Below are 22,483 nucleotides of genomic sequence, written 5' to 3'. Positions count from 1 at the left end.
ATTGTCGCCCGCGGGGGGCGTGCCCTCGCGACCGCCCAGCAGAAACTAACCTCTCTGGACGAGTGACCGGTCCTCCACCGAGGAGACCCTGTGAGGAGAACGCGCCCGTGAGTGCACCCCTGAGGTTGATGGCTGTACACGCCCACCCCGACGACGAGTCGAGCAAGGGCGCCGCCACGATGGCGCGTTACGTGCGCGAAGGCGTGGAAGTGCTGGTCTGTACCCTCACGGGCGGTGAGCGGGGTTCCGTGCTCAACCCGAAGATGGACCGGCCCGAGATCGTGGCCAACATCGGCGAGGTGCGCCGGGCGGAGATGGAGCGGGCCCGCGAGATCCTCGGGGTCCAGCAGCGTTTCATGGGCTTTGTCGACTCCGGCCTGCCGGAGAGCGAGGAGGAGGAGCTGCCCGAGGGCTGCTTCGCCGTGCAGAAGCTTGAGGACGCCTCGGCCCCGCTGGTGGCCGCCGTGCGCGAGTTCCGCCCGCACGTGATCATCACGTACGACGACGACGGCGGCTACCCGCACCCCGACCACATCATGACCAACAAGGTCTCCGTCGAGGCGTTCGAGGCGGCCGGCGACCCCGACCGCTACCCCGGCGCCGGCGACCCGTGGCAGCCGATGAAGCTCTACTACCAGATGGGCTTCACCAAGGAGCGCTTCGAGGCGCTGCACGAGGCCATGACCGAGCGCGGGCTCGGCTCCCCGTACTCCGACTGGATCTCCCGGTGGGAGGACCGGCCGGCCAAGTGGCCGGTGACGACGCGGGTGCCGTGCGGCGAGTACTTCCAGATCCGCGACGAGGCGCTGCTCGCGCACGCCACCCAGGTCGACCCCGACGGCTTCTGGTTCGTCTGCCCGCGCGAGCTGCAGCAGGAGATCTGGCCGACCGAGGACTACCACCTGGCGCGCTCGCTCGTCGACACCGAGCTGCCCGAGGACGACCTGTTCGCCGGCATCCACGCCGAGGACGTCTCGCCCGCCTGCCACTGAACGGACCACGGCATACGGGTGGCAGACTGAAGGTGTGACAGTTCTCGCAGCTGGTGATGTCAGTCCGGGTCTGCTCGGCTTCACCGTCGTCGCCCTCATCGGGCTGGCCCTCTACATCCTCATCAAGTCGATGAACAAGCAGATGTCGAAGATCCAGGTTCCGCACGAGGGCGACACGGACAAGAAAGCCGAATAGATGCCGATCGAAGTAGTCGACAACTCGACGGAGTGCCGCTTCGAGGTCCTCGTCGACGGCAAGGTCGCCGGGTTCGCCGACTATCGACTGCTGCCCACCAAAGTCGTCTTCACGCACACCGAGGTGCTGCCCGCCTACGAGGGCCAGGGCCTGGCGAGCAGGCTCGTCGAGTACGCGCTGCGCACGAGCGTCGACACCGGGCTGCGCATCGTGCCGTTGTGCCCGTACGTGGCCCGCTACATCGAGCGTCACCCCGAGTTCAAGGAGTACAGCGACCCGTCAGTCGCGGGGTGACCAGGCGCGTTCCAGTGCCTTGGGCAGGCCCCACCAGCCGAGCGGGGTCAGCACCTCGTCGGCGTCCACGATGCCCAGGTAGGTCCACAGGCTGACCACCGAGGCGAACAGGCCCTCGGTGGCGTCGAGGTCGTCGTCGTCCTGCTCGCCCGACTCGATGTCGTCGGACTCGGCGATGAGCCTGGCCAGGCGTTCCGGCGAGGCCAGCACCCCGGGCCCCATGCGGGCCAGCGCCGCCACCGCGGCCAGCCAGTCGGCGTGCTGGATCGCGCACAGGTTGGCCAGGGCGGTGTCCTCGTGGCCGAGCTCCCCCTCCAGGTCGGCGAACTCCTCCGGCACGTCGTCGGCCTCGGACAGGTCGGAGATCGGCCCGGCCACGCCCGCGGCCACCGCCAGCCACAGCTCCCGGTCGTCGTCCGGCATCGGCCGGTCGTCGAACCCGGCGCAGGCGCGCAGCACGTTCGCGGGGTAGCCGGGCAGGTCCAGCAGCACGCGCAGGCGCGCGGCGGCCAGCTCCAGCTCGACCAGCGGCAGCTCGGGCGCCTTGGGCAGCTCGCCGACGATGCGGCGCAGCTCCGACAGCGCGAACGCCTCCTCCTCGTCGAGGGCGGCGAACAGCTCCTCGTCCTGCTCGTCGCTGACCGCGAAGCCGGGCACCCGGCCGTCGGGCAGCGGCGTGGCCAGCCAGTGCTCCTGGAGCTCCTCGTACGCCCGGCGGGCGGCGTGGTCGCCCTGGGCCAGCGCGTCCGGGTCGATCTCGCCGGCGGCGACGCGCTCCTCCAGGAAGGAGACCATGCGCCCGAACATCTCGGCCGCGACCGGGCCGCGCTCGTCCTCCTCGGGCCAGACGAAGTAGCTGGGCGTCATGAGGATCGGCTCGGTGCCGGTGGACTCGACCCAGCGCTGCACGTCGCCGACGGTGGCCACGCCCGCCTCGATGGAGCTGAGCGTGGCCTTGGCGGAGTCCCAGAACGGCTGCGAGAGCGGGTTGCCCGCCGCCACCATGGCCCGTCGCAGATCGGGCAGCGCCACCAGCGCCACGCCCGAGGGCACGGCCAGCAGCGCGCGGGCGACGTCCCTGCGCGTGACGGCGGCCGGCGGGCGGCCGGCGTGGGCGCAGACGTAGTCGATGTCCACGCCCGTAACCTACGCCGTCCGCCCCGCCCGAGTCAGCCGCGGGGGTGGCGGCCCGGCCCCGGGTACGCGGTTTAGGGTGAGCGAGGGAGGTCCTGATGAACCGGTTGAACGACGCCACGAGCCCATACCTGCTGCAGCACGCGGGCAATCCCGTCGACTGGCACCCGTGGGGCGACGAGGCGTTCGCCGAGGCCCGGCGCCGGGACGTGCCGCTGCTGATCAGCGTGGGCTACTCGGCGTGCCACTGGTGCCACGTGATGGCCCACGAGAGCTTCGAGGACGCCGACACGGCCGCCCTCATGAACGAGCACTTCGTCAACGTCAAGGTCGACCGCGAGGAGCGGCCCGACGTCGACGCCGTCTACATGACCGCCACCCAGGCCATGACCCAGCAGGGCGGCTGGCCGATGACGGTGTTCGCCACGCCCGACGGCCATCCGTTCTACTGCGGCACGTACTTCCCGCGCCCCCACTTCCGGCGGCTGCTGGCCGAGATCCACCGGGTGTGGACCGGCGACCGGGAGTCGGTGCTGGCGCAGGGCGCCAAGGTGGTCGAGGCGCTCAACCAGAACACCGCGTTCCCGCGCGGCGGCACGCCGGAGGCGGAGACGCTGGAGCGGGCCGTCGCCAACCTGCGGGAGTCGTTCGACCCGGTCAACGGCGGGTTCGGCGGCGCGCCGAAGTTCCCGCCGTCGATGGTCCTGGAGTTCCTGCTGCGCTCCGGCGAGCGCGAGATGAGCGGCCGGACGCTTGCAGCCATGGCCCGCGGCGGCATCTACGACCAGCTCGGCGGCGGTTTCGCGCGGTACAGCGTCGACGCCGAGTGGGTGGTCCCGCACTTCGAGAAGATGCTCTACGACAACGCCCTGCTGCTGCGGGTGTACACCCACTGGTGGAAGGCGGGCGGCGGCGACCTGGCCCGCCGGGTGGCGCTGGAGACGGCCGGCTGGATGCTGCGCGAGCTGCGCACGCCCGAGGGCGGCTTCGCCTCGGCCCTCGACGCCGACAGCGAGGGCGTGGAGGGCAAGTTCTACGTCTGGACGCCCGAGGAGCTGCGCGAGGTCCTGGGGGACGACGACGGCCGCTGGGCCACCGGCCTGTTCGACGTCACCGGCACGTTCGAGCACGGCACGTCGGTGCTCCAGCTCCCGCGCGACCCCGAGGACCCGGTGCGGTACGCCGGCGTGCGCGGCAGGCTGCTGGCGGCCAGGGAGCTGCGGGTGCGGCCGGGCCGCGACGACAAGGTCGTGGCCTCCTGGAACGGCCTGGCCGTCGCGGCGCTCGCGGAGGCCGGCGTGGTGTTCGAGCGTCCCGACCTGGTCGAGGCCGCCACGGCGGCGGCCGAGCTGCTCGCGGACGTGCACACGACCGGCGGGCGGCTGCTGCGCACCTCCCGCGACGGGCGCGCGGGCGCCAACGCGGGCGTGCTGGAGGACTACGCGAACGTGGCCGAGGGCCTGATCTCGCTCTACGGCGTGACCGGCGTGACGAGATGGCTCCGGCTGGCCGGGACGCTGCTCGACACGGTCCTCGACCGCTTCTCCGACGGCTCCGGCGGCTTCTACGACACCGCTGACGACGCCGAACGGCTGTTCCAGCGTCCACAGGACCCCACCGACAACGCCACGCCCTCCGGCCAGTACGCGGCCGCGGGGGCCCTGCTCTCCTACGGCGCGCTGACCGGCTCGGCCCGGCACCGGGAGGCCGCCGCGGCCGCGCTCGCCACGGTGTCGGTGCTGGCCGACCGGCACGCCAGGTTCGCCGGCTGGGGGCTGGCCGTGGCCCGCGCGGCGCTCGACGGGCCCGTGGAGGTGGCGGTCGTCGGCAGCCCCGCCGACCCGCGTACGGCCGCCCTGCACCGGGAGGCGCTGCTGGCCGACGTGCCGGGCCTGGTGGTCGCGCCCGGCGACGGCGAGGCCGGCGGCGAGCCGTTCCCTGCGCTGCTGGAGGGGCGCGGGCCGATCGGGGGCGCGCCGGCCGCCTACGTGTGCAGGGGGTTCTCCTGCCGGCTGCCGGTCACCACGGTGGAGGAGCTGCGGGCCGAGCTAGCCGGTGCCTGACGGCCGGCCGAGGTTGTCGCGCTGGGTGTCGCGGCTCTCGTCCGGGGGCCCCAGAGGCTGGTCGGAGGGCGCCGTGGGCGCGTCCTGGGGGCGTTCGTCCTGCCGGTCGCGGCCGGTCCTGCCGTTGTCGCCGGAGCCGTCGTCGGTGGGCGCCTCGGTGACCGCCGGGTCGCCGAACGGCTGCTGATCGGTGGGGCCGGAGTCGGGGTTGCCCCACTCGTTCTGGTCGGCGGGCGGCGTCGACTGCTGGTCGCGGACGTCGCGGCCGCGGTCGGGCGGCGAGTAGGAGGACTCGTAGCCGTACTGGGAGGGCTCGGGGAACTCCTCGACGGGCTCGCCGGCCATGGCCTCGGTCATGAACGCCCGCCAGATCTGCGCCGGGAGCTGGCCGCCGAACTGGGTGCCGTAGCCCGGGATGGTGACGGTCTCGTCGTCGCTGCGGAACATGTTCACGGCGACGGCGAGCTGCGGGACGAACCCGTTGAACCAGACGTTCTTGGAGTCGTCGGTGGTGCCGGTCTTGCCGGCCACCGGACGGTCGTAGAGGCGGGCGGCGGTGCCGGTGCCGTACTTGACGACCTGCTGCATCGCGTAGACGGTGTCGGCGGCGGCCTGCTCCCCCACCACCTTCGTGGCGACGGGCTTGACCGTCTTCTTCTCGCCCTTGCCGTCGGTGACCGACTTCACCACGTGGGCCTCCATGTGCACGCCCTTGTTGGCGAAGGTGGAGAAGCCCGAGGCGTTCTGGACGGCGCTGACCGAGGACACGCCGAGCGGGAAGGTCGCGTACGCCTGCTGCCCCTGCAACTGCTCCTTGGGGATGCCCGCGGCCTCGGCGACCTCCGCGACCTTGTTCAGGCCGACCTTCTGGCCGAGGTCGACGAAGGCCGTGTTGACGGAGTTCTGGGTGGCGCTGACCAGGTTGATCTGGCCGTAGGAGCGGCCGCTGTCGTTGGGGATGGGCTTGTCGGCCGAGGCCACGCGCAGCGGCGAGTTGCCGTCGACCCTGGTGGACAGGTCGAAGCCGTTGTCGAGCGCGGCGGCCAGCGTGTACGGCTTGAACGTCGACCCCGCCATCCGCTTGGCCGAGAACGCGTTGTCGTAGTCGCCGACCTGGTCGTGGCGGCCGCCGTAGAAGGCGACGACCTCGCCGGTGGCCGGATCGACGGCGGCCAGCCCGGTGCGCACCTTCTTCGGCGTCGAGGCCGGGAGCACGTCCTTGACCGCCTGCTCGGCCGCCGTCATGAGCTTCTTGTCGAACGTCGTGACGATCTTCAGGCCGCCGCTGTTGATGGTCTCGTCGGAGTAGCCGCGCCGGTTGAGCTCGGCGGTGACCTGGTCGAGCATGTACTGGCCCTGGCCCTTGAGCTCGAACGGCTTCTTGGGCGCCTTGAGCACAGGGAAACGCTCGGCGGCGGCCTGCTGACGCGACAGCGCGCCCGTCTGGCCCATGGCGTTGATCACGGCCTGCCAGCGGGAGCGGGCCGCGTCGAGGTCGGCGCCCTCGGGGTCGGCGAACCGGCTGGGCTGCTGGATGACCGCCGCCAGGTACGCGCCCTCGGCGACGGTGAGCTTGTCGACGTCCTTGCCGAAGTAGGCGCGCGCGGCCGACTGGACGCCGTTGGCGCCGCGGCCGAAGTAGATCGTGTTGAGGTACTGCTCCAGGACCCAGTCCTTCGACTTGGACTGGTCGACCTTCATCGCGATGAGGATCTCTTTGAACTTGCGGGTGACCGAGCGCTCCTGGCTGAGGCCGCTGTAGTAGTTGCGCACGAGCTGCTGGGTGATCGTGGAGCCGCCCTGGAGCTGCTGCCCGGTGACGGTGGACCACACGGCCCGCGCGGTGCCCTTGAGCGAGACGCCGCCGTCGTTGTAGAACGAGCGGTTCTCGGCGGCGATGACCGCGTCGCGCACGTGCTTGGGCACCTTGGCCAGCTCGACGTTCCTGCGGTCGACGCCCTGCCGGGCGAGCACCGTCTTGCCGTCGCGGTAATAGATCACCGAGCCTTCGGCGGTGGCTGATTTCTGCGTGCTGTCGGGAATGGGAGTCATCGCCCACGCAACGGCGAAAAGACCGGCAAGCACGGCGATTCCGGCGCCGAAAGAGATCAACACTATTCGGAGTACGCGCCGTTTCCGCATGCCTTTTCCACCACCGCCCCGCATCCGAGACCCCCCTCTGAGACACCTTCGCCCAACCCCCGCCAGCTGGGCGAATGTCAAGGGTAAACGATCGATAACGGTGCCTCGTCCCTAAGCGATGGTACGTCTAGCGCCCCCCGCGGCGCGGAACATCGGCGACCAAAGGCAGCACTCGGTAAGGAACCGGTGTGTCGAGTGCGATGATCGAAGAAGTCCTGAGCACCCCCTGAACATCCACGATTTGGTCGATGACCCTTTGCAGATCGGCATTCGTCCGCGCGACCACCCGGCACAGCAGGTCCGCGCCGCCGGTGATGGTGTGCACCTCCAGCACCTCGGGGATGTGGGCCAGCCGGTGGGCGACCGGGTCGTGCCCGGAGACCTGCCTGATCTCCATGGTGACGAACGCCGTCACGTCGTAGCCGAGCGCCACGGGCGACACGTCGGGCCCGAACCCGGTGATCACACCCCTGGCCACCAGCCGGTCGAGCCTGGCCTGGACGGTCCCGCGGGCGACGCCGAGGCGGCGGGAGCACTCCAGCACGCCCAGCCGGGGCTCGGCGGTCAGCAGCGAGATCAGCCGGGCGTCCAGTTCGTCGATCGTCATGCTGTACAAGTTCTCCGACTCTGACCTGAGATGGGTGGACAGATTGTGCACTCGTTCAAGTAACTGTTGCACAACTCGTCCAGCTAAATCGAGAGTTGGAGGTATGACTGATGTCTTTCCGGTTAACGGCATGGACGCCGTGGTGTTCGCCGTGGGCAACGCCCGGCAGGCCGCCCACTACTACTCGACCGCTTTCGGCATGCGACTGGTGGCCTACCGCGGGCCGGAGAACGGCAGCCGCGACGAGGTCGCCTACGTCCTGACCTCGGGCAGCGCCACCTTCGAGTTCAGGGCCTCGATCCGGCCCGGCACGGACATGGCCAGGCACGTCGCAGAGCACGGTGACGGCGTGATCGACCTGGCCATCCAGGTGCCCGACGTGGAGGCCGGGTACGCCTACGCGGTCGCCCACGGGGCCACGGGCCTGGTGGAGCCGTACACGCTGGAGGACGAGCACGGCAAGGTGGTGCTCGCGGCCATCGCCACCTACGGCGAGACCCGGCACACGCTCGTGGACAGGTCCAACTACGCGGGGGCGTACCTGCCCGGTTACGTGCCGGCCGAGCCGCTCGTCGCGCCGCCGGCGACGAAGACCGGACGCCTGTTCCAGGCGGTCGACCACTGCGTCGGCAACGTCGAGCTCGGCAAGATGGACGAGTGGGTGGAGTTCTACCGCAAGGTGATGGGCTTCACGAACATGGCCGAGTTCGTCGGCGACGACATCGCGACCGAGTACTCGGCGCTGATGTCCAAGGTCGTGGCCGACGGCACCCGGAAGGTCAAGTTCCCGCTGAACGAGCCGGCGATCAGCCGCAAGAAGTCGCAGATCGACGAGTACCTGGAGTTCTACGGCGGGCCGGGCGTGCAGCACATCGCCCTGGCCACCAACGACATCCTCACCACCGTCGACCACATGCGCGCGGCCGGCGTGCAGTTCCTCGACACGCCCGACTCCTACTACGACGACCCCGAGCTGCGCGAGCGCATCGGGCAGGTCAGGGCGCCGATCGAGGAGCTGAAGAAGCGCAAGATCCTGGTCGACCGCGACGAGGACGGCTACCTGCTGCAGATCTTCACGCAGCCGGTCCAGGACCGTCCCACGGTCTTCTTCGAGCTGATCGAGCGGCACGGGTCGCTCGGCTTCGGCAAGGGCAACTTCAAGGCCCTGTTCGAGGCCATCGAGCGCGAGCAGGAACGCAGGGGCAACCTTTAGTTTGTCCCGACTTAGTGGTGGTGATCTGGATTTTATGGGACCACCACCACATTCTGGGCTGATGAGGCGCCGGCGGCGGGGAGCCGCCGGCGCCTCCGGCTCTTCCCCCTCCACGGTGACGAGTCGTCGGGAGCGTGTGACCCAGCGTAAGATTCCGGTCACGGGCTGAAGGGGGCTGGTTCACCTATGCGGATCAGAAGACGCGGCGCGGCCGTGCTGGTGGCGCTGATCAGCGTGCTCGCGTGCGCGCCCACCGACGAGCCGCCGCCCCGCTCGGCCGCCGGCCGCCACACGGGCGCGCCGGGCATCGGCGACCCCGACTTCCCGCAGGACGGCAACGGCGGCTACGACGTCGCCCACTACTCGCTGACCGTCGACTACACCCCGGCGACCAAGCGGCTCACCGGCCTGACGAAGATCCGCGCCAAGGCCACTCAAGACCTGTCGAGCTTCAACCTCGACCTCACCGGCCTCGACGTCGCCAAGGTCAGCGTCGACGGCTCGCCCGCGCGTTTCTCCCGCAAGGACGGCGAGCTGACCGTGACCCCGGCCGCGCGGCTCGACGCCGGCTCGCCGTTCACCGCCGAGATCTCCTACTCCGGCAGCCCCACGCCCGCCAAGGACACCGCCAACCTGGGCACGTACGGGTTCATCCCCACCGCCGACGGCGCGTTCGTGGCCTCCGAGCCCAACGGCTCCAAGACCTGGTTCCCCAGCAACGACCACCCGGCCGACAAGGCCACGTTCGACTTCACGGTCACCGTGCCCGCCGGCCTGACCGTCGTGGCCAACGGCGAGCAGAGCGCGTCCCCGTCCACCGCGGGCGGCCGCACCACCTACCGGTGGAGCGAGCGGCACCCGATGGCCACCTACCTCGCCACGGCCACGATCGGCAAGTTCGAGGTGCGTCAGGGCCGGTCGCCGGGCGGCATCCCGACGTACGCGGCCGTCGATCCGAAGTTCAAGACCGGCCTCGACCGCGTCTACAACGTCTCGGGCGAGATCACCGACTACTGGAGCACGGTCTTCGGCCCCTATCCGTTCTCCTCGACCGGCGCCATCGTCGACGACTACTCGGCCGGCTACGCCCTGGAGAACCAGACCAAGCCCCTCTACGGCGGCTTCGACCCCGACGAGGGCATCATCGCCCACGAGCTGGCCCACCAGTGGTTCGGCGACAGCCTGACCATCAAGCGGTGGAAGGACCTGTGGCTCAACGAGGGCTTCGCGACGTACGCGGAGTGGCTGTGGTCGGAGCACCGGGGCAAGAAGACCGCCGACACCCTCTTCAAGGACTTCTACAACCGCGGCGCCAAAGACCCGATGTGGTCCTACCCGCCGGGCCGGGCCAAACCCGGTGACCTGTTCAACGAGTCGGTCTACACCCGCGGCGGCATGGCGCTGCACGCCCTGCGCAAGGCGGTCGGCGACCCGACGTTCTTCAAGCTGCTCAAGACCTGGACCGCCGAACACCGCTACGGCAACGTCACCACGCGGCAGTTCGTCGACCTGTCCGAGCGGCTGTCCGGCAAGGACCTCGACCCGCTCTTCGACGCGTGGCTCTTCCAGCCGCGCCGCCCCACCCTCGCCTGACCTGCGCCGAAACGCTTTCCTTCGCCCGGTCCAAGTACAGGTGTAAGGGCGAACGACGAAGGGAGCGAGGCCAGTGCGCCTCAACGAGGACCCGGTGGCCTTCGAGGCCTTCTACCGCCGCCATGTCGACGTCGTCATGCGGTTCGTGGTCCGGCGGGTGAGCGATCCCCACCTGGCCGCCGACCTGACTGCCGACGTCTTCCTGGCGGCCCTCGACTCGGCCCACACCTACGTGCCGGGCCGGGGCAGTCAGACCGCGTGGTTGTACGGCGTGGCCCGCAACGTGGTGTCGGCCCAGCTGCGCAGGTCGGCCAGGGAAGCGCGGGCGGCCGGCCGGATCGCGGGACGGCGGCTGATGGACGACGACGACCTCGTCCGGATGGAGGAGCGGATCGACGCCGAGCGCGGGATGCGCGGCGCCCTGGAGGCCATGGCGGGCCTGCCGGAGGGCGAACGCGCGGTGCTGGAGCTCGTGGCGATCGACCAGCTCACCGTCTCGGAGGCGGCCGCCGCCCTCGGCATCAGGCAGGTGACCGCGCGGGTCCGCCTGCACCGGGCCAGACGCGCCCTGGAGAACGTCGCTTCGCCGTCGGCCGTGTACGTGGAGGGACAGGCATGAACACTTTCGAGGAGCGGTTGCTGGGCGCGCTCAAGCAGGAGATGGCGGCCGGGCCGGCGCAGGTCGGGGGGCAGGTCGTCACGCCGGTCGTCCGGCGGCCCCGGCGCAGGCTCGTGGGGCTGGCCGCGGCGGCCGGGGTCGCCGCCGTCGCGACGGTGGCGGCGACCGGCCTGTTCGGCGGGGCGCCGGCGTACGCGGTGACCGGGACGGCCGACGGCGGGGTGTCGGTGGAGATCAACGCCTTCCGCGACCCGGACGGGCTGGCGTCCGAGCTGGCCGCGGCGGGGGTCAGGTCGGTGGTGGACTACCTGCCGTACGGGCAGGTCTGCAAGGAGCCGCGCGGGCAGCACGGCACCGCCGAGGGGCGGTTCGAGGCGAGCATCGGCAGCACCGGGCACGGAATCTCCTTCAAGATCCCGAAGGGGCAGGTTCCCGCCGGGCAGACGCTCGTGCTGGCGGTCACCCTCGACAGGAGCGGGCCGGAGGCCCCTCCGGTCTCCACCTCGCTGCAGATCGTCAAGGGCGCGGTGGCCCCCTGCGAGCCGACCGCGATGCCCGCGCCGCCCACGGACGGCCCCACCGACCGCTCCGGCACCCGGACGGGCACCGGGGAAGGCACCGGCGGGAGCACCGGCGAGGGCACGGGCGAGGGGGCCGGCTGGCACACCGAACAGGGCTGACGTCCCGGGCGGTCGGCGGTTCTGCCGCCCTCCGCCCGGCACACGACCGCCCTCCCGGGCAGGCGGCGGCCTCCGCACCCTCGGCCCGCGCCCGCCCGGCGACCCTCCCGCGGAGGTCAGTCGCGGGAGGAGGTCCAGTAGGCGCCGCCGGCCAGGAGGAGGGCGGCGGCGCCTACCAGGCCGGCGTCCTGTCCGAGGGCGGCGGGCACGACCTTGAGGCGGCGGGCGAAACCCATGCGGGCGTGGTCCCGCAGCGCCTCCTCCAGGGGGCCGAACAGGGGGTCGCCGGCCTGCGACAGTCCGCCGCCGATCGTCACCAGGTCCAGGTCGCACAGGTGGGTGGCGGAGGCGATCGCGATCCCGAGCGCCCGTCCGGCCCGCCGCATCGCCAGCACGGCCACGGGGTCCCCGGCGAGCGCGTCGGCCGCCAGCGCCCGCCCGGTGACCGCCCGATCCTCCCGGTACGCCTCCCCACCCTCGGACACCTCCCCACCCTCGAACGCCTCCACGCGCTCGGACGCCTTCACAGGCTCGGAGACGGCGGCAGGGGTCCAGCCCTGAGTGAGGGCCCAGGTGGTGAGGGCGGGGCCGCGGGCGACCGCTTCCAGGCAGCCGTGGCCGCCGCAGCCGCAGCGGGGGCCGCCGTCCGGTTCGACCACGACGTGACCGATGTGGCCGGCGTTGCCCGTGCCGCCGTTGACCAGGCGTCCGCCCAGGATCAGGCCGCCGCCGACGCCGGTGGAGACCACCATGCCCAGCATGTCGGCGCTGCCCTGGCCGGCGCCCTGCCAGTGTTCGGCGATGGCCAGGCAGATGGCGTCGTTGTGGAGGCGTACCGGTAAACCGGGGAACCGGCCGGCCAGCCGGGCGCGCAGCGGGAAGCCGCGCCAGGCGGGGATGTTGAGCGGCGAAACCTCGCCGTCGGGCCAGGTCATCGGCCCGCCGCAGCCCACGCCGACCCCTTCGGCGCGCGCCGACAGTGGGTCGATGAGGGTGGTGAGGGTGTGCCACAGCGTCTCGGCGTCGGCGTTCTGGGGGGTGGCGGCGCGCCGGGAGGTGATCACGGTGCCGTCAGAGGCCACCAGCCCGGCGGCCATCTTGGTGCCGCCGACGTCGATCGCCAGGATCACGACAGCTCCGGCTCCGCGGCGCTGGAGAAGACCAGCACGGACGCCGTGAGCCCGTGCACGTGGTTGTGCCCGCCGACCGGCCCGACCTCGCCCGCGGCGAAGAAGCCCGCGACGCCGATCGGTCCCAGCGTGTCGCGCAGTGCGACCGGGTCGTGGTCGGCGGTGCCGAACATCGCCGAGCCCCGGCCGTTGCACGAGAACAGCAGCGCGCCGTCGACCTTGCCGAGCTCCTCGCGGTGGGCGTCGAGCAGGTCGTACAGGTCCTCGTCGGCGGTGGCCGCGTCCCTGACCTGGAAGCGCACGGTACGGCCGATCTCCACGATGTCCCCGATGGCCACGGCCTCGCGTTCGGGGTCGATGCCGATGACGCCCCGGATGAGGAAGTCGCCGCGTTCGTGACGTTCGGCGTACTCGTCCATGGCCACGCCGATCTGCAGGCCGGCGGCGACCAGTTCGCGGTCGTCCTCGTCCAGCTCGCTGACGATGTCCTCCAGCCGGGCCAGCGCGGGCTGACCGGCCAGTTCGAGCAGCAGGTTCTCCTCCGAGGCCGTGACCACCATGCTGGGGCCGATCGGGCGGCAGCCCTGGCTGACCACCGTACTGATCTTGATAGGCCCGCTGAGCAGGACGCCGATCGCGCCCTCGGTGTAGATCTTGCCGTCCGCGAACAGCCGTACGGACCCCCTGCCCTGCAGCCCGTTGGCCAGGCCGCCGATCAGCGGCAGGTCGCCGAGCACGTCGACCGAACGCTCCACGAACGCGTCGGTCGGGAAGGTGTACGGGTCGGCCAGCAGGATCGCCACGTGGTCGTCGCCTGTGCGCTCGGGCAGCCCGACGACCACGAACCGGTCCTCCGCCGCCAGCGTCTCCAGGGCGAACGTGGTGAGCCTGGCCCCCTCCAGGGTGGCCGCCCACGCGCTCACCGCGGGCGTCAGCTCGACCCCCTGCCCGTCGCCGATCACACCGGTGGCGCTGCATCCGATCACGTGCGCCTCGGGCGCCAGCTTCATCGCGGCCTGGCCGGCTCTCGCGACGTCCTCGGGGTCCTCGCCGCAGATGAAGAAGCAGACCAGGTCGGCCTGGCCGCTGAGCCTCGACAGTGCCTGACCGACGGCGCTCTCCGCGGCCTCCACCAGGTCGGAACCCACGGCGAGGCCGTCGGCGAAGCGGCTTGTCATCAAGGCCACGCGTCTCGCCTCCCTCGACATGTGCATGTTCCCTAGGGCCGATTCTCCCCACTAAAGGGACAAGCACGCGTACGAACCGTCACGCAATAGGTCAAGATCCGAAATCTCCGCCAGATGCGAAACTCTCTGCCGCATTTCTCGCGGGGGACGTAGTCTCGATCCCGTGCATCAGCCACGTATTCTCCGCGAGTTGCGGGAGAGCGGCCACGTTCATCGCAGCGTCAAGGCCGAGGTCCGGGAAAACCTGCTGGCCAGGCTGCGGGCCGGCGAGCCCCGGTTCCCCGGCATAGTGGGCTTCGACGACTCCGTCCTGCCACACCTGGAGCGGGCGCTGCTCGCCGGGCACGACCTGGTCCTGCTCGGTGAGCGAGGGCAGGGCAAGACGCGGCTCATCCGCACGATCACCGGCCTGCTCGACGAGTGGACCCCGGTGGTCGAGGGCTGCGAGATCAACGACCATCCGTACGCACCCGCCTGCACGCGCTGCAAGACCCTGGCGCGGGAGCTGGGCGACGAGCTGCCGGTGGCGTGGAAGCACCGCGACGAGCGTTACGGCGAGAAGCTCGCCACTCCCGACACCTCCGTCGGCGACCTCATCGGCGACGTCGACCCCATCAAGATCGCAGAGGGGCGCACCCTCGGCGACCCCGAGACCGTCCACTACGGCCTGGTCCCCCGCACCAACCGCGGCGTGTTCTCCGTCAACGAGCTCCCCGACCTGGCCGAGCGCATCCAGGTCTCGCTGCTCAACGTGCTGGAGGAACGTGACATCCAGGTGCGCGGCTACAACCTGCGCCTGCCCCTCGACATCCTGCTCATCGCCAGCGCCAACCCCGAGGACTACACCAACAGGGGCCGCATCATCACGCCGCTGAAGGACCGCTTCGGCGCCGAGATCCGCACCCACTACCCGCTCACGGTCGAGGACGAGCTCACCCTCATCCGCCAGGAGTCGGTGCCCGACATCGGGGCCGACGTGCCGGAGCACCTGATCGAGGTGATCGCCAGGTTCACCCGGCTGGTCCGCGAGTCCACGGCCGTCGACGCCCGTTCCGGCGTGTCGGCGCGCTTCTCGATCGCCGCCGCCGAGACCGCCGCGGCCTCCGCCGTGCGCAGGTCCGCGATCAAGGGCGAGGACCAGGCCGTCACGCGCGTCTGCGACCTGGCCTGCGTCGTCCACAGCCTGCGCGGCAAGGTGGAGTTCGAGGTCAGCGAGGAGGGCAGGGAGACCGAGATCCTGGCCCACCTGCTGCGCCGGGCCACGGCCGAGACGTTCAGGAACAGGCTGGGCGGCATGGACCTGGCCCCGGTGACCGACAAGTTCGCCGAGGGCAACCAGGTGGAGTCCGGCGACATGGTGGCCGCGGCCGAGCTGCTGCACCGGATCGGTCCGGTCAGCGGCCTCGCCAAGATCATGTCCAGGCTCGGCATGGGCGCCGGCGAGGAGTCCCCCGGGCACGCCGCGGCGGCCCTGGAGTTCGCGCTGGAAGGTCTCTACCTGATGCGGCGGCTGTCAAAGGAAGACCTCGACGGGGTCACGATCTACAGGACGTGAACAATCGGGCGGTTTCCCGCGTCGTAGTGTTTGGTTGATCACGACTCCGGGGGGAACCGCCCATGCGCCTGCTCATCCATGCCACCGCCGTCGGCCTCGTCCTGGGCGGCCTCGCGCTTCCCGCGCAGGCGGCCCCCGCCAGGGCAGCCGTCAAGACCGCCTACGGCTATGCCTGGGCCGACGGCAAGGGCAGCCTGCGGATCGTGCCCATGAAGCCCGCCAAGGTGCGGCGCGGCGGCAACGTGCTCTACAAGCTGACCGCGATCCCGGGGGCCGAAGAGCTCAAGCTCGACTACACCCGCGCCGCCTACAGCCGGGTGACGACGGCCTGCAACCTGAAGGAGACCGAAGGCCGGGTCGCGCTCGACCGCGACGGCCTGGGCCGGACGTCGTGCAAGCCCGCCCAGCTCACCGTCGGGCTCCGGGAGGGCGCGGTCCCGCTCCGGGTCGAGTACGAGGACGGCAGGGCCGTGAAGGCCCAGGAGTTCCTGCTGAACGCCTGGCCGGAGCCGGTCACCGCGCGCGGCTCGGTCAAGCGGATCGACGACGCGACGGTCCTGTTCAGCACCGGCGGCAAGCAGCTCAAGCTGGGCTACACGTACCTGACGTCCTTCTACCGGGCCACCGCCCGCTGCGGCGACCGCTGGGTGTCCGGGAAGCCGGCCGGCGTCGACAAGCGCGGGCTCGGCACGCTGCCCTGCGAGTCGGCCGATCTGACCAAGGCGCTCAAGGTGGCCGGGCGCGCGGTGCAGGTGCAGGTGAGTTATACGCCCGACGCGAACAGCGCGGTCGAGGTGTGGGAAGTGGCCAGGCGTCCGTAGACGGGCGGGGGCGGGTTGGGGTTAGCGTGGAAGCGTGATGGCCTTCCGCTACGGCGAATACCACGACGGCCCCGACCCCCTGGCCCCTCCTTACGACGTACGCGCGGCCCTCGACGAGATGGGCGACGCGATCCTGTCCGGTTCGACGCCGGTCCACGCGCTGCGCGACCTGCTCAAGCGCGGGCTGCCCGGCAGCCAGGACCGGCGGGGGCTCGACGACATGCTCAAGGAGGTCCGCAGGCGGCGCAGGGACCTGCGCGAGCGCGGGCGGCTCGACGGCACCCTCGAGCGCGCGCGGGCATTGCTGGACAAGGCGATCGGGCAGGAGCGGGCCGAGCTGTTCCCCGACCCGTCCGACGACGCGCGGCTGCGCGAGGCCGGGCTCGACGGGCTGCCCGAGGACACCGCGAGCGCCATCCAGGAGCTGAGCACGTACGAGTGGCGTTCGGCGGCGGCCCGCCAGACGTTCGAGGAGCTGCGCGACCTGCTGCGGCGCGAGGTGCTCGACAGCCAGTTCAGAGGGCTCCGCGACGCGCTGGCCAACCCCGACCCCGAGGCCATGGCCCGCGTCCGGCAGATGATGTCCGATTTGAACGACATGCTGGACAGGGACACCCGGGGCGAGCACACCCAAGAAGACTTTGACGCCTTTATGGCGAAATATGGCGATTTGTTCCCAGAAACGCCCCGAAACCTTGAGGAGCTCGTCGACATCCTGGCCCGGCGGGCCGCCGCCACCCAGCGCATGCTGGCCTCGATGACCCCCCGCCAGCGCGAGGAGCTGTCCAGCCTCATCAACCAGACCCTCGACCAGGCCGGCCTGTCAAACCAGATGCGCCGCCTCGGCGAGGCCCTGCACGCCCGCCGTCCCGACCTGGCCTGGAACGCCCCCGAGCGCCTGACCGGCGAGGAGCCCCTGGCCATGGGCGACGCCGTCACCGCCCTGGAGGAGCTGGCCGACCTCACCCAGCTGGAGACCGCCCTGCGCCAGGACTACCCGGGCGCGCGGCTCGACGACATCGACGAGGCCGCCGTACGCCGCGCCCTGGGCCGGGCGGCGGTCGACGACCTGGAGGCGCTCAAGCGCATCGAACGCGAGCTGGAGGAGCAGGGCTACCTGCTGCGCCGCCGCGGCAAGCTGGAGCTGACCCCGAAGGCGGTCCGGCGGCTCGGCGAGACCGCGCTGCGGCGCGTGTTCTCCTCCCTCGACGCGGGCCGGCGCGGCGACCACGACCAGCACGACGCGGGCTCGGCCGGCGAGCTCACCGGCTCCACCCGGCCGTGGCGCTTCGGCGACGAGCAGCCGATCGACGTCGTCCGTACGCTGGTCAACGGCGTGCGCAGCGGCGGCGTGGCGACCGCCCCGCAGGACGGGCGGGCCCGGGTGCGGCTGTCCGTCGACGACTTCGAGGTCTCCGAGACCGAACGCCGCAGCGCGGCGGCGGTGTGCCTGCTGGTCGACCTGTCGTACTCGATGGCCCTGCGCGGCACGTGGGCCGCGGCCAAGCAGACGGCGCTGGCCCTCCAGGCGCTGGTGGCCTCCAAGTTCCCGCAGGACGCCGTGCAGATCATCGGCTTCTCCAACTACGCCAGGGTCCTGCAGCCCGACGAGCTGGCCGGCCTCGACTGGGACATGGTCCAGGGCACCAACCTCCACCACGCCCTCCTGATCGCCGGCCGCCACCTCGACCGCCACCCCGACTTCGAGCCGGTGGTGCTGGTGGTCACCGACGGCGAGCCGACCGCCCATCTCATGCGCAACGGCAGATCGGCCTTCGAGTGGCCGCCGTCGCACGAGACGCTGGAGCTGACGCTGGCCGAGGTGGACAAGATGACGCGGCGACGGGCGACGATCAACGTCTTCATGCTGGCGGCCGACGATCGGCTGAAGGAGTTCGTGGACGAGGTGGCCCGCAGGAACGGCGGCCGGGTGTTCTCACCGAGCGCCGACCGGCTCGGCGAATACGTCGTCAGCGACTTCCTCCGCCTCCGCCGCTCCCGCTGACAAAGAAAAGCGCTCGTCGGCACGCGTGCAAATTCATTCCCCTATCGCTGCCGGCCGGTTCGGCCCGCACAAAAGACGCTTGCCCCTTAACGACGAACCGATGTCACCGCGGGCGGCGGATCCTGGAACGCCCCGCCCACGGGACATCGGCCAACGCGACGAAATGAACACCGAGAGTAGCGCTGCCCGGCCGGTCGCTTTCCGTCGCCGTGCAGCGGCGGCGAAAAAGTGCAATGCCGGCATGACGGCCATCTCCTCCTGGCACAGTTCATGCCATGCCTTTATATCGCCACCTCAGGCGCATGCCCCACAGATATTTATTAGGGACCCTCACGATAATCGCTTGCGCAGCCTATTCGACACTCGGATTAGTGAAGCTCCACACCTTCCGGACCGGCATCTACGACCTCGTCATCTTCGACCAGGGCGTAAGAGGCTACGCGCACCTCGGTGCGCCTCTTTCGTCCGTGAAGGGCAACTGGCAGGAACTCGGTTCAGCGTTCACCTTGCTCGGTGACCACTTCTCGCCGATGCTCGCGTTGCTGGCCCCGCTCTACTGGGTCCACGACGGCCCTGAGACGCTCATCGTGGCCCAGGCCGCCCTCTTCTCCGCCGCGGCGGTGCCCTTCTGGGTCTACGTCCGACGCGCGCTCGGCGCCGGGGCCGCGTATTCGCTGGCCGTCGCCTATCTTCTGTCCTGGCCGATCGCCGAGGCGGTGAACTTCCACTTCCACGAGTACGCCTTCGTGCCTTTGATCACCGCGGTGCTGTTCGAGCGGATCCAGGCCGGGCGGCGATGGCAGGCACTGGCGGCGGCAGGCGTGCTGCTTCTGGTCAAGGAGGACCTGGCGATCTTCGTCGTCGGTCTCGGCGCAGGGCTGCTGTTCGTCCGCGAGTGGCGCCGTGTCGGGGCGGCGATGCTGGCGGGCGGTGCCGCCTTCCTCTGCCTGGCGACCTACGTGATCATGCCGGCCTTCGGCGCCGATCCGGGCCGGTACTGGTACTACACCCGCTGGGGCGCTGACCCGGCCGAGGCGTTGGGGCACCTGCTGTCACAGCCGCTGGACATCCTGCACGTTCTCGCCACCCCAGACACGAAACTGTGGACGCTCCTGCTGCTCTTCGCCCCGCTGTGCTTCCTGCCGCTGCTGTCGCCGTACGCTCTGGCCCCGCTCGCGCTGCTGGCGGAGCGCATGCTGGCCACGGACGCGGGCGCGGCCGGCTGGTGGGGGACGCGTTACCACTACAACGCCGCGATCGTGATGGCCCTGTTCTGCGCCGCCGTCGACGGCGCGGCACGGCTTCACCGGGCGACACGAGGACGACGACCGTGGCGATTTCTTCCGTCCGCAACCGTCCTCGCGGCGGTCACGACGGTGGCGGCGGTGGCGATCGTGCCGTTCTTCGCCCTTGGAAATCTGTTCAAACCGAGCTGGTACCCGGCTGACGCCCGATCCACCGCAGCCGTGGAAGCCATGCGCCGGATTCCGGACGGCGTGCTCGTCGAAGTGGCCAACGCCGTAGGCCCGAACATTTCGGCTCGAACCAAGGTCGTGGCCTGGGCCGCGAAGACGGCGTCGCGACCGGAGCGCGCGCCATGGATCCTGGCCGACCTGAAGGACAAGCAGCCGCACTTCGCTTCGATCCAGGCCCAGGCCGCGGATGTCGAACTGCTGCGGCAGCGCGGCTATCGCGAAGCCTTCTCGCGAGACGGATACGTTGTTCTCTTCGACCCGTCGCCCACGCAGGGATGAACAGGAAGTCCCCTTTTCCAGGTGCACCAGCAGTACCGCATGTCCACGGCCGTCTAAGAGAAGGTTGAATCGCCTCAGGCGGAAGGGAATTCGGCGGGCAACAGCGCACGCAGGCTCTCACGCGCGGTGCGGACCTCCGGAATGCGGTCCCATTTGGCAGTCGCGGTGATGACTGCAGCGACGCGAGTATTCACCCGAGCGCTGCCGACGAACGGTAGCGCCCGGGTGAGGCTGTGCATGTGGTGCACGGCGAGCGCCGGTTCATCCGCTCGCACCGCCGTCTGAGCCTGCCTGCCGAGATATTGGGCCCGGAAGAGCGGAGACCATTGGGCCATGGCCGCCGCCGCTTCGCGCAGCAGCCGGTCGGCCTGGTCGTAGTGACCCAGCCTGCTCAGCCCGACCGCGACGTCTCCCCCCAGAGCGGCCTCAGCGAACGGGCTCAGGCCGGACGTGCCCAATGCCCGATCGAGGGCTTCGCGGGCCTCCCGCTGGTTGCCGTTGATACAGGCCAGGGCACGGCCGAGCCGCATGTGCAGGCTCGACAGGCGGCTCGGCGGGAGGTCCGGGATGCGCAGACCCCGCTGGGCATGCCGTACCGCGCGCAGCGGATCGCCGCGATAGAGACTGACCCGGCTCAGCGCGTCGTACGCCCGGGCCCGCGTGGACGGTCCTCGGCCTGATGGGCGAGGTCAAGGGGATGAGCAACTTGGCTTCACCGGGGCGCCCATGGGACACGAGGAAAAGGCCCTGCCTCGGGATCACCGAAGACGCCTTCTCCACCACATGGGCGAGGGGAAGCCGGTGACCGCTGGGGGTCCGGGGGGGGCGGGAGACCCCCGGCCAGGGGGTTCGGGGGAGCTTGGCTCCCCCGGCAGAAAGAGCCCCGGAGCCCTTCGGCGCGTAGCGCCCTTAGGGCGGAGGCCCTTGCCTTTCTGGCCCTTGCCCTTGAGGCCCTTGCCTTCTAGACGAGTAAGTCCTAAGTCGGGTCAGTGGTCGTAGGCGATCAGGGATCGGGTGATGGGCTGGCCGGTGGCGCGGTTGTGCCAGATGGCGGCGGTCAGGGCCAGGATGCGCTGGGCGATGCGGGCGCTGACGCCGATGGCGGTTCGGGCGCCGTGAAGCTCCAGGTCGAGCTGGCCCTTGAGGGTGTCGTTGACGGACTCGATGAGCTGGCGGGTGGGCTTGAGGAGTTCCTCGCCGGGGCGGGGTGTGCGGTTGCGGTGGGACGGGCGTAACAGCCGCACCCCTCGTTCGGCCAGGAAGGTGTCCAGCTCGGCGGAGATGTATCCCTTGTCGGCGATGATGAGCAGGCCGGGGCGTTCGGTCACGAGATCCGGGTCGTGTTCGATGACGGCCATGAGCACCTGGCGTTCGTCGATGTTCGGGGTGGCCAGAGCCCAGGTGATGGGCAGTCCGGCCGGGGTGCAGATCAGGTGCAGGCGCAGGCCCCAGAACCAGCGAGAGTGGGAGCGGCAGTAGCCGTAGCCGGCCCACCCCGCCAGCTCGGAACGGCGGGCTGTGGGGCGGGAACGACCACACTCGACCGGGGTGGAGTCGGCCACCCAGAGCGGGTCGTCCCACAGGTCGGTGTCACGGGCCAGGGCTCGGATCGCTCGTTTGAGCAGGGGGAGGGCTTTGTGCAGGCGCTTGTTGTAGCCGGACTGGCCGGGCAGGTACGGAAAGGCGCCGGGCAGATGTGCGGGGACGTAGCGCAGCCAGCGGGTCTGGGAGTGCACGCCGAGCAGGACCTGGGCGACCGCCAAGGTCAGCAGCTCGGCGTCGGTCAGTCGGGGTGGTCGTCCCAGCCTGGGTGGTTTGCCCAGCCAGTCGTCGATCTTCACGTACAGTGCGGTCAGAAGGGTGTTGAGGTCGTTCGTCACACATCGATCCTCGACACCCTTCGTCGTACCTGCACTCCGAACGACTTAGGACTTACTCGTCTAGGGGTTTGTCAGGCTTCGATCAGGCGGGCGTAGAAGTCGAGGGCCACGTCGAACCCGTCGCGGCAGTTGCGGTGCGACCGGTAACAGGGCCGCCAGGCCGAGCTGGCCCCCACTCCCGCCCGCGCGTCCACCAGAGCCGACGGCACGCGCTCCGGCCGGGGCAGCAGCCCGTGGCCCAGGTAGCGGACGCCGGTCAGCTCGGTGTGCGCGCCCGCCCCGCCGGAGACGAAGCGGCCGAGCCGCCAGCCGCTCTCCTCGTCCCAAACGAGCGCGTGGCCGTCGGTCAGCTTGACCGTGGCGTGCCGCGGATCGCACGGGCCCTCCCACCAGTCGGCCACCTCGGCTCCGAGCAGGTCGACGACGCGCTCCACATAGCCGGCCGGCTGCTGCAGCCACTCGTCGGTGTACGGCTCGACATGCCTGATGGCCACGGACGGCACCCCCTTGTGCCCTGAAGGTAAGAAAAAAGCGACGGTGACCAACCATACCCGTGGCGAACTTATTCCGTTGCACGTCCGTCTAGTCATTACGGACGATATTTACGTCAGACACGGG

At 70.6% G+C, this 22,483-nt stretch carries 20 protein-coding genes; 12 read left to right on the top strand and 8 right to left on the bottom strand.

Translation table 11 applies throughout. The features are described 5' to 3' along the window. The first annotated feature begins 107 nt into the window (after nucleotides 1–107). Genes mca through AB0J46_RS30890 form a run of 3 tightly spaced genes read left to right on the top strand, consistent with a single transcriptional unit; the run spans nucleotide 108 to nucleotide 1,482 of the window. Nucleotides 108–992: a mycothiol conjugate amidase Mca gene (gene mca, locus AB0J46_RS30900; RefSeq protein WP_364337743.1), complete on the top strand. Its 885-nt coding sequence runs from the start codon at nucleotides 108–110 to the stop codon at nucleotides 990–992. A 34-nt stretch (nucleotides 993–1,026) separates the two neighbouring features. Continuing rightward, nucleotides 1,027–1,188, top strand: a complete 162-nt coding sequence (locus AB0J46_RS30895) for a hypothetical protein (RefSeq protein ID WP_352323255.1) — start codon at nucleotides 1,027–1,029, stop codon at nucleotides 1,186–1,188. Next, entirely contained in the window at nucleotides 1,189–1,482 is a 294-nt protein-coding gene (locus AB0J46_RS30890; protein WP_352323254.1) for a GNAT family N-acetyltransferase, read from the top strand. On the opposite strand, the gene AB0J46_RS30885 is transcribed toward AB0J46_RS30890, so the two are convergent. Then, the gene (locus AB0J46_RS30885; protein ID WP_364337742.1) at nucleotides 1,468–2,619 is read right to left on the bottom strand and encodes a hypothetical protein; all 1,152 of its coding nucleotides are present in this window, start codon (nucleotides 2,617–2,619) and stop codon (nucleotides 1,468–1,470) included. The two genes, AB0J46_RS30890 and AB0J46_RS30885, sit on opposite strands and share 15 nt — an antisense overlap. A gap of 95 nt (nucleotides 2,620–2,714) precedes the next feature. Here AB0J46_RS30885 and AB0J46_RS30880 point away from each other — a divergent pair, with 95 nt between their 5' ends. Beyond that, entirely contained in the window at nucleotides 2,715–4,679 is a 1,965-nt protein-coding gene (locus AB0J46_RS30880) for a thioredoxin domain-containing protein (protein ID WP_364337741.1), read from the top strand. Here AB0J46_RS30880 and AB0J46_RS30875 read toward each other — a convergent pair. Further along, entirely contained in the window at nucleotides 4,665–6,731 is a 2,067-nt protein-coding gene (locus tag AB0J46_RS30875; RefSeq protein WP_364337740.1) for a transglycosylase domain-containing protein, read from the bottom strand. The two genes, AB0J46_RS30880 and AB0J46_RS30875, sit on opposite strands and share 15 nt — an antisense overlap. Before the next feature lie 217 nt (nucleotides 6,732–6,948). Further along, on the bottom strand, nucleotides 6,949–7,428 hold the full coding sequence (locus AB0J46_RS30870) for an Lrp/AsnC family transcriptional regulator (protein ID WP_352323250.1): 480 nt from the start codon (nucleotides 7,426–7,428) through the stop codon (nucleotides 6,949–6,951). 130 nt (nucleotides 7,429–7,558) lie between these two features. Between AB0J46_RS30870 and hppD the strand changes: the two genes are divergently transcribed. The 4 genes from hppD (at nucleotide 7,559) to AB0J46_RS30850 (ending at nucleotide 11,533) form a co-directional block, all read left to right on the top strand. After that, entirely contained in the window at nucleotides 7,559–8,641 is a 1,083-nt protein-coding gene (hppD, locus tag AB0J46_RS30865) for a 4-hydroxyphenylpyruvate dioxygenase (RefSeq protein WP_364337739.1), read from the top strand. A 186-nt stretch (nucleotides 8,642–8,827) separates the two neighbouring features. Then, nucleotides 8,828–10,234, top strand: coding sequence for a M1 family metallopeptidase (locus AB0J46_RS30860; protein ID WP_364337738.1), 1,407 nt, complete (start codon nucleotides 8,828–8,830; stop codon nucleotides 10,232–10,234). Nucleotides 10,235–10,307: 73 nt separating this feature from the next. Next, the gene (locus tag AB0J46_RS30855) at nucleotides 10,308–10,853 is read left to right on the top strand and encodes a sigma-70 family RNA polymerase sigma factor (protein WP_364337737.1); all 546 of its coding nucleotides are present in this window, start codon (nucleotides 10,308–10,310) and stop codon (nucleotides 10,851–10,853) included. Then, nucleotides 10,850–11,533: a hypothetical protein gene (locus AB0J46_RS30850; protein WP_364337736.1), complete on the top strand. Its 684-nt coding sequence runs from the start codon at nucleotides 10,850–10,852 to the stop codon at nucleotides 11,531–11,533. Before AB0J46_RS30855 ends, AB0J46_RS30850 begins: the two co-directional genes overlap by 4 nt. 116 nt (nucleotides 11,534–11,649) lie before the next feature. Here the strand turns inward: AB0J46_RS30850 and AB0J46_RS30845 are convergent, their stop codons facing one another. Together AB0J46_RS30845 and AB0J46_RS30840 are read right to left on the bottom strand one after the other, a co-directional pair. Continuing rightward, nucleotides 11,650–12,663 carry an ROK family protein gene (locus AB0J46_RS30845; RefSeq protein ID WP_364337735.1) on the bottom strand — a complete coding sequence of 338 codons (1,014 nt, stop codon included), beginning with the start codon at nucleotides 12,661–12,663 and terminating at the stop codon, nucleotides 11,650–11,652. Further along, nucleotides 12,660–13,841: an FIST N-terminal domain-containing protein gene (locus tag AB0J46_RS30840; protein ID WP_352353142.1), complete on the bottom strand. Its 1,182-nt coding sequence runs from the start codon at nucleotides 13,839–13,841 to the stop codon at nucleotides 12,660–12,662. Before AB0J46_RS30840 ends, AB0J46_RS30845 begins: the two co-directional genes overlap by 4 nt. Nucleotides 13,842–14,013: 172 nt before the next feature. Here AB0J46_RS30840 and AB0J46_RS30835 point away from each other — a divergent pair, with 172 nt between their 5' ends. The 4 genes from AB0J46_RS30835 (at nucleotide 14,014) to AB0J46_RS30820 (ending at nucleotide 19,985) form a co-directional block, all read left to right on the top strand. Next, nucleotides 14,014–15,405 carry a sigma 54-interacting transcriptional regulator gene (locus tag AB0J46_RS30835; RefSeq protein WP_352326127.1) on the top strand — a complete coding sequence of 464 codons (1,392 nt, stop codon included), beginning with the start codon at nucleotides 14,014–14,016 and terminating at the stop codon, nucleotides 15,403–15,405. A gap of 62 nt (nucleotides 15,406–15,467) precedes the next feature. Beyond that, nucleotides 15,468–16,226, top strand: coding sequence for a hypothetical protein (locus AB0J46_RS30830; protein ID WP_364337734.1), 759 nt, complete (start codon nucleotides 15,468–15,470; stop codon nucleotides 16,224–16,226). Nucleotides 16,227–16,263: 37 nt separating this feature from the next. Beyond that, entirely contained in the window at nucleotides 16,264–18,231 is a 1,968-nt protein-coding gene (locus AB0J46_RS30825; protein ID WP_364337900.1) for a hypothetical protein, read from the top strand. A 371-nt stretch (nucleotides 18,232–18,602) separates the two neighbouring features. Beyond that, nucleotides 18,603–19,985, top strand: a complete 1,383-nt coding sequence (locus AB0J46_RS30820; protein WP_364337733.1) for a DUF2079 domain-containing protein — start codon at nucleotides 18,603–18,605, stop codon at nucleotides 19,983–19,985. A gap of 74 nt (nucleotides 19,986–20,059) precedes the next feature. Here the strand turns inward: AB0J46_RS30820 and AB0J46_RS30815 are convergent, their stop codons facing one another. The 3 genes from AB0J46_RS30815 to AB0J46_RS30805 form a co-directional block, all read right to left on the bottom strand. After that, on the bottom strand, nucleotides 20,060–20,515 hold the full coding sequence (locus AB0J46_RS30815; protein WP_364337732.1) for a hypothetical protein: 456 nt from the start codon (nucleotides 20,513–20,515) through the stop codon (nucleotides 20,060–20,062). Nucleotides 20,516–20,971: 456 nt separating this feature from the next. Beyond that, on the bottom strand, nucleotides 20,972–21,865 hold the full coding sequence (locus tag AB0J46_RS30810) for an IS982 family transposase (RefSeq protein ID WP_364337731.1): 894 nt from the start codon (nucleotides 21,863–21,865) through the stop codon (nucleotides 20,972–20,974). A gap of 71 nt (nucleotides 21,866–21,936) precedes the next feature. Next, nucleotides 21,937–22,359: a DUF6292 family protein gene (locus AB0J46_RS30805; protein ID WP_364337729.1), complete on the bottom strand. Its 423-nt coding sequence runs from the start codon at nucleotides 22,357–22,359 to the stop codon at nucleotides 21,937–21,939. Nucleotides 22,360–22,483: the final 124 nt, after the last annotated feature.

It is taken from the genome of Nonomuraea sp. NPDC049758 (genome assembly GCF_040674635.1).
In the GTDB taxonomy this organism is placed as follows: Bacteria; Actinomycetota; Actinomycetes; order Streptosporangiales; family Streptosporangiaceae; genus Nonomuraea.
The sequence above is the reverse complement of the archived record's forward strand: the minus strand, read 5'-3'. Positions and strand labels throughout refer to the sequence as shown.

Bases quoted from the DNA above. Each gene is read 5' to 3' on its own strand.
- AB0J46_RS30890 (WP_352323254.1), top strand. From the start codon at position 1,189: ATGCCGATCGAAGTAGTCGACAACTCGACGGAGTGCCGCTTCGAGGTC.
- AB0J46_RS30880 (WP_364337741.1), top strand. From the start codon at position 2,715: ATGAACCGGTTGAACGACGCCACGAGCCCATACCTGCTGCAGCACGCG.
- AB0J46_RS30875 (WP_364337740.1), bottom strand. From the start codon at position 6,731: ATGACTCCCATTCCCGACAGCACGCAGAAATCAGCCACCGCCGAAGGC.
- AB0J46_RS30870 (WP_352323250.1), bottom strand. From the start codon at position 7,428: ATGACGATCGACGAACTGGACGCCCGGCTGATCTCGCTGCTGACCGCC.
- hppD (WP_364337739.1), top strand. From the start codon at position 7,559: ATGGACGCCGTGGTGTTCGCCGTGGGCAACGCCCGGCAGGCCGCCCAC.
- AB0J46_RS30860 (WP_364337738.1), top strand. From the start codon at position 8,828: ATGCGGATCAGAAGACGCGGCGCGGCCGTGCTGGTGGCGCTGATCAGC.
- AB0J46_RS30850 (WP_364337736.1), top strand. From the start codon at position 10,850: ATGAACACTTTCGAGGAGCGGTTGCTGGGCGCGCTCAAGCAGGAGATG.
- AB0J46_RS30840 (WP_352353142.1), bottom strand. From the start codon at position 13,841: ATGACAAGCCGCTTCGCCGACGGCCTCGCCGTGGGTTCCGACCTGGTG.
- AB0J46_RS30830 (WP_364337734.1), top strand. From the start codon at position 15,468: ATGCGCCTGCTCATCCATGCCACCGCCGTCGGCCTCGTCCTGGGCGGC.
- AB0J46_RS30825 (WP_364337900.1), top strand. From the start codon at position 16,264: ATGGCCTTCCGCTACGGCGAATACCACGACGGCCCCGACCCCCTGGCC.
- AB0J46_RS30815 (WP_364337732.1), bottom strand. From the start codon at position 20,515: ATGCGGCTCGGCCGTGCCCTGGCCTGTATCAACGGCAACCAGCGGGAG.